3 protein-coding genes are annotated in these 5,636 nt (G+C 75.4%); all 3 read left to right on the top strand.

From position 1 onward, the window contains the following. Nucleotides 1-50 precede the first annotated feature (50 nt). The 3 genes from ACWY4P_RS21775 to ACWY4P_RS21765 all read left to right on the top strand — a co-directional run bounded on the left by ACWY4P_RS21775 (nt 51) and on the right by ACWY4P_RS21765 (nt 5,499). Nucleotides 51-785 (top strand): type VII secretion system-associated protein, encoded by a 735-nt coding sequence (locus ACWY4P_RS21775; protein WP_456212217.1) that lies wholly within the window; start codon nt 51-53, stop codon nt 783-785. Beyond that, nucleotides 782-4,111, top strand: coding sequence for a hypothetical protein (locus ACWY4P_RS21770; protein WP_456212216.1), 3,330 nt, complete (start codon nt 782-784; stop codon nt 4,109-4,111). The genes ACWY4P_RS21775 and ACWY4P_RS21770 overlap by 4 nt, the downstream gene beginning before the upstream one ends. An 86-nt stretch (nt 4,112-4,197) precedes the next feature. Beyond that, nucleotides 4,198-5,499 carry an RICIN domain-containing protein gene (locus ACWY4P_RS21765; RefSeq protein ID WP_456212215.1) on the top strand — a complete coding sequence of 434 codons (1,302 nt, stop codon included), beginning with the start codon at nt 4,198-4,200 and terminating at the stop codon, nt 5,497-5,499. Nucleotides 5,500-5,636: the final 137 nt, after the last annotated feature.

The following is a 5,636-nucleotide window of genomic DNA, read 5'->3' as shown; positions in this document are numbered from 1 at the left end:
AGGGACGCTCACGCGGGCGTCAGAACAGCACGACAGTAAGCGAGGACACGATGAGTGAGTCCAACGGCGAAGCCACTACCCCCGCCACCAGCGGCGAAGCCCCAGCCACCAGCGGTGAAACCCCCGCCACGGTTGACCCCGCACCGCCCGAGGAGTTCGTCCAGGCGGCCAAGGCGGCGCCGAACCACTGGCTCTACCTGACCGACCCCACCTGGCGCGGGGAGGCCCCGCCGCCCGAGTTCGCGGTGGTCGGCCAGTGGCGCTCCGATGACAACGGCGAGATCGTCGAGTGGCAGGCCAACGAGGACTACGTGCCATCGCCGGGGGCGCGGGGGTGGCCCGAGCCCACCGACGACGTGGACCGTGCCGTCCAGCTCGCCACCACCGGCTACGGCCCGGCGGACGACGTCACCGCCGCCCTGGCCAAGGCCGAACTGGCGATGCTGGTCACGGCGGACGGCCGGCCGGTGAGCGCGTCGGCAGCCGACGGCACGGCAGTGGTCCCGATCTACACCTCGGCGCGCCACCTCCACAAGACCGGCCCGCTGGGGTTCGAGCGGGTGCGGATCGCCGACGTCCTCGACCGGATCCCCGAGGGCCACAACGTGTGCGTCAACAGCTCCGCCGCGGTGAGCATGGTGCTGATCACGGACAAGCTGGTGCAGGCGCTGGCGGCCGTGGAGAGCGCCCCGGCGCAGGAGACGGACGGGGGCGAACGGGCCGAAACGGATCGGGTCGAGGCGGGCCAGGCCGGTGCCCGAGAAGAACGAGGAGGACAGGCGTGAGCCGTTCCGGGGGCGCCAGAGCCCGCTGGTTCAGCAGGCGGGGCGCCCGAGCCCGTACCGGGCCCGCCGCCGACCCCGCGCCGTCCGCGCCCGTCACCACGCTGGAGCGTCCCGAGAGCCGCGGGCGGGGCGGGGCGCTGCTCGTCGAGGAGTACGGCGGCGTCGTGCTGCTCCGCTCCCCCGCGGACGACACGCTGTCCACCTCCGACGTCGCCGACCTGGCCCGGGCCCTGTCCGTCGACCCGGAGCACACCGTGACGGTGGTCGCCGGGGCCGACGCGTCGTCGGCCGGTGAGCTGTGGCCGCGGCTCCGCGGGGTGCTCGACTCGCTCCGCTCGGACGGCGTCGGAGTGGTCCGGCTGGTCTTGTCGGCCGCAGGCGACGACCGACCGGACGAGCCCGCCGTGGCCCGCCGGATCGCCGACGCCTGGGAGATCGAGGTGATCGCCCCCGACGGCGTCGCCGTCGTGGTGCCCGGCGGCAGTCTGTTCGTACCGGAGCGGCGCTCGGGCCGGGGCGTCGCGCGCGGCGGTGGCGAGCGTGGCGGCGGCGAGCGCGGCGGATGGTGGCGCTTCGCGCCGGGGGTGGAACCGGTGCGGATCGGCTCGCGCCAGCCGGCCCCCGCGTGGCAGCCCGCGGTCGAGTACCTGCCGGCCGGCACCTCCGGCGGATACGCCGTCGAGCAGATCCCGGCGGGCGTGCTGGTCCGGTCCCGCGACGCGAACCCGCCCCGCCCCGACGACCTCTGCTACGCCGTACCGGCCGACCCGCGCGGCCCCACCGTGCTGCTGGGCGCGCCACAGGACGAGGACGTCCCGGCGGGCGACCTCACCGAACTCCTCGCCGCCCTCCCCGAGGCCGTCAGGCCCCGCGTCCGGCTCGCCCCCGGCGGCCCCCGGGACATCCTGCGCACCAGCCAGTCGGTTGCCGACTCGCTCGGCGTCGAACTCCTCGTCCGCACCGGCATGCCGCTGATGTCCTACGGCAGCCCGACCGAGCCCGGAACGGTGCGGTCGGTGCTCGTCGGCGCCGATGGCGCGCCTCGCTGGCAGCCGTTCGTGGACACCGTGGTGTGCGCCCCGGCGCGCGAGGGCGAGACCGCCCCGAGCCCCCGCCTGTCGCGCTGGAGCCCGCCCGTTCCGGGCCGCGGCAGCGCGGAACACGGCGCCATACGCCTCTCCGAGCAGTGGCGGGTCACGGTCACCCGGGCGGGCCTGTGGATCACCGACACCGAGAGCGAGCCGCCACCGGCCACCGCCCGCGCGGTGGACCCGGAAGGACCGGCGATCGAACTGGGCCATCCCGGGCGGCCGATCGACGCGACGCTGTACCCCGTGCTGGCCAAACTGCTCGGCGGACTCGGCGCCGACGTGTGCGGCCGGGCCAGGCTGTTCGTACTCGGTACGTGCGCGGACGGCGGCCGCGAACTGCGCCGCATAGCCGCCGAACACGGCCTGCGGACGCTCCGCTTCGGGGCCGGCCTCGCGCCCGCCAGGCCCGAGGTGCGGCGCCCGGCCCCGGCCGAGTCCGCCCAGGCGCCGACGGAGCCCGGCCCGGCGCCGGTCGCGTCCGCCCCGGCCGCGGAGGCGGAGCCCGAGCCGGACCACGAGCGCGATCCGATGTCCCTGGGAACGCTCCCCGAAGCCGCGCCGCCCGAAGCCACGCCGCAGGAAGCCACGCTGCCGGAAGCCACGCCGCTGGAAACCACCGAGGATCCGCGTCCCGTGCTCCCACCGACGCGACCGTCGATGGTCAGCACGGCGTCGACCCCGGTCGCGGCCCCGGCCGCGCGCGACACCTCCGCCGCGCCCGGCGAGCCTGCCGCGTCCGCCACATCCGGGGCAGGGGCAGGGGCAGGGCCCGGGCCGGAGTCCTCCAGGCCGCGAACGGGCGACCCGGGCCCGAGCAGGCCGCCGGGCTCCGGCCGCGTACGGGACCCCGAGCGGCCCGAACCCCCAGGAACGGGACGCCCCTTGCGGACGGGGAGCGGCACGCCCCCACCCCCGATGGAGCCGGACCAGCGGAGCCAGTCGCTGCCTCCGATGGGACTGGACGCGATGCTGGACCTGCTCCGGTCGCAGAGCCCGCCCGACGGTGCCGGAGACGGGGACAGCGCCCCGTCGGCATCCGCCCTGACCCGTCGGCCCACCCAACCGGGTGCCCCGCTGTCGCGCCCATCCCAGGGCCAGGCCCCCCAGGCGACGCGGAACACCCCCGCGACCCCGGCCACGCGGACCCCGCCGGCGAGCCCGGAGTCCTCGGAGCCGCCGGCACTTGCCGAGCTGATGGCACCCCCCGTACTCCCGGCGGCCCCACTGTCCACCACGGGGTCGCAGTCCACGCAGGCGCCCCCGTCGGCCACGGCGCCCGGGCCCACGACTCCCGTGACCCCCGCGACTCCCGAGCCCCCGGCCGCCGAGCATCAGGCCCCCGAGCCCCCGGCCGCTCGTACGCCGTCCGTGCCCCTCCGGCCGTTGCCGCCGGTTCCGTTCCTGCCGGGGCACGTCAGCACGGAGGCCGAGCGGACCGCCTTCCGGGCGCTCGCGGACGCGGTGTGGGAGCGGCACAGCGCCGCGGTCACCCGCGCCCTCACCCGGATGCCCGCGCTGCGCGGGCCGGAGCAGGAGGCGGCGCGCATCGATCTGATCGCGCTCCACGTGTACCTGGACACCTCGTACGACCCGGATGCCCCGGATGCCTCGGACACCCCGGCGGCGCGGCTGAGCCATGCCGCGCTCGCCCGCGGGATGCGTACGGGCGACGAGCGGCTGCTGCCGTACGCCGCCTGTGTGGCCTCCGCGCTGCGGCGCCTGCCGTCGTACCGGGGCCTGGCGTGCCGCCGTACCCACGAGGCGGACGGCGGGCTGGTCCCCGGAACCCTGCTGCGCGACCCGGGGCCGGTGTGTGCGCTGCCGCCGGGGGCCGGGGCGGTGCGGCCCGCCGGCGCGCAGTACGCCATCTGGTCGGTCACCGGGCGCCGCACGCGCCAGCTGACCGGCCGCCCCGGCTCCGCTTCCGGCGGGGACGAGGTCGTCTTCGCGCCCGGGACGCTGCTGCGGGTGCTCGATGTCCGCGAGACCGACGGCGCACCGCTGGTGCTGCTGCGAGAAGTACCCGCCACCGCGTCCTCCAAGTCCGCCGCCGGGGCGGTACCGCAGGACGCGCGGCTCGATGACCACGACCGCGCCGCGCTCGACCGGCTGGACGAGGCGCTGCGCCGCCATCCCGTCGCACCGGGGGCCCTCCCATGGCCCGAGAGGTGCGAAGGACCGCTGGGGGAGGGCGGGGACCCCGCCGCCCAACCTCGGCCCGGCGTCGGCCGATGACCGGTCGCCCGCCACGCATGGACAACACGAACGGATAAAGGAGCATGATGCCAAGTCAGGAACCAACGCCGCCCAAGGGGCCCACGGTGCGCCGTGCCGTCACCTTGCCGGGCACCGCCGGTACGCCGGATCCCTCCGCGCTGACACCGCTGGGTACGGAGAGCACGGAGACCGGCGCGGCCGGCGCGGCCGGCGCGGCCGGTGCCGCGGGCGCCGCGGGCGCCGTGGCGGAAACGGACACCGCCGAGCAGCCGAAGGTCTCGCTGAACGAGTCCGCGTCGGCTGGTGAGTCCGCTGAGTCCGCTGAGTCCGTGACGCCGGGCGCGGCCGGGGCCACCGCGGCGTCCGCCGGGGCCACGGCGGCGTCCGTGGCCGGGGCGCCGGACATTCCGTCGGTCCCGGACGTACCGCCCGCCGAGGCCGACGGCCACGCGGACGGCCACGGATCCGCCGACGCCATGGCGTCGACCGAGGGCGATTACCCCCCGGGCGCCGACACCGGGGCCGACGAGGAGGACGACAAGCCCCCGTCGGGCCGTCCCACCAAAGCGCTGCTTGCCGCCGCGGCCATCGCGGGCGCGCTACTGATATCTCTGCCGTTCCTGGCCTTCGGGGCCGATGACGACGATCAGAAGACCAAGGCGGCGCCCGAGTCCACCGCGGGCATGACGGTCCCGAAGATGGAGACGAAGGGCCCCGGTACGTACACCGCCAAGTCGCCCGCCCCGTCCCCCACCAAGAAGAGCAAGTCCCAGTCCCCTTCACCGGAGACCAAGCCCCAGCCTGAGCCGAGCAGCGAGCAGCCGAAGGCCCAGCCTGAGCCGAGCACCGAGCAGCCGAAGGCCGCGGGCAAGAAGATGCGGCCGGCCAGCAAGCCCTATTTGCTCGCCCCGGAGCAGCGTACGAACTTCCAGCTCAAGAACGTCACGACTGGCCGGTGCGCGGACCTGCCCGGCATGGGCAAGGGCAAGCTCGACGGCGCGGTCCTGCAGCACGACTGCTTTGCCGACTGGGACGCGGACAACCAGGTCTGGGACTTCGTCCTGGCACAGAAGGGCAAGGGACCCAACGGCCGCAATCTCGTCGTGATCAAGAACAAGAAGAGCGGCCTGTGCCTGGACCTGCCCAAACGCGGCAGCCAGCCGAGCAGGACCCCGCTCAGCCAGACCCACTGCAACCTCACGCTCCAGGACAACCAGCTGTGGTGGGTCGAGAACCGGGGCGGCAACCGGACGTTCTGGATCCACAACTACGCCAGCGACCAGCGGTGCCTGGAGGTCTGGGGAGAGAAGCCCGACTTCAGCGGCAACGACGCACGTCTGGGCATCTATACGTGCTCTCCCACTGACGACCACGAGTGGCGGCTGATGTCCAAGGGCCAGTCATGACGGCCACGCGTCGCTGCTGACGCCGACGCCCCCGCGGGTACGGGCACGCCACGCGCCCGCGGGGGCGTCCACCGGAGCGCTCAAGTCGTGGCGCAGGACCACCCGGAACAACCGGGACGAGCGGCTGGAAGCAGTGT

The organism is Streptomyces sp. LZ34 (assembly GCF_053890475.1).
Note: the sequence above shows the minus strand (reverse complement) of the source record. Positions and strands in the feature narration are given on the sequence as shown.

What these genes read in the sequence shown, in the direction of transcription:
- ACWY4P_RS21775 (WP_456212217.1), top strand. Translation starts at nt 51, where the DNA reads ATGAGTGAGTCCAACGGCGAAGCCACTACCCCCGCCACCAGCGGCGAA.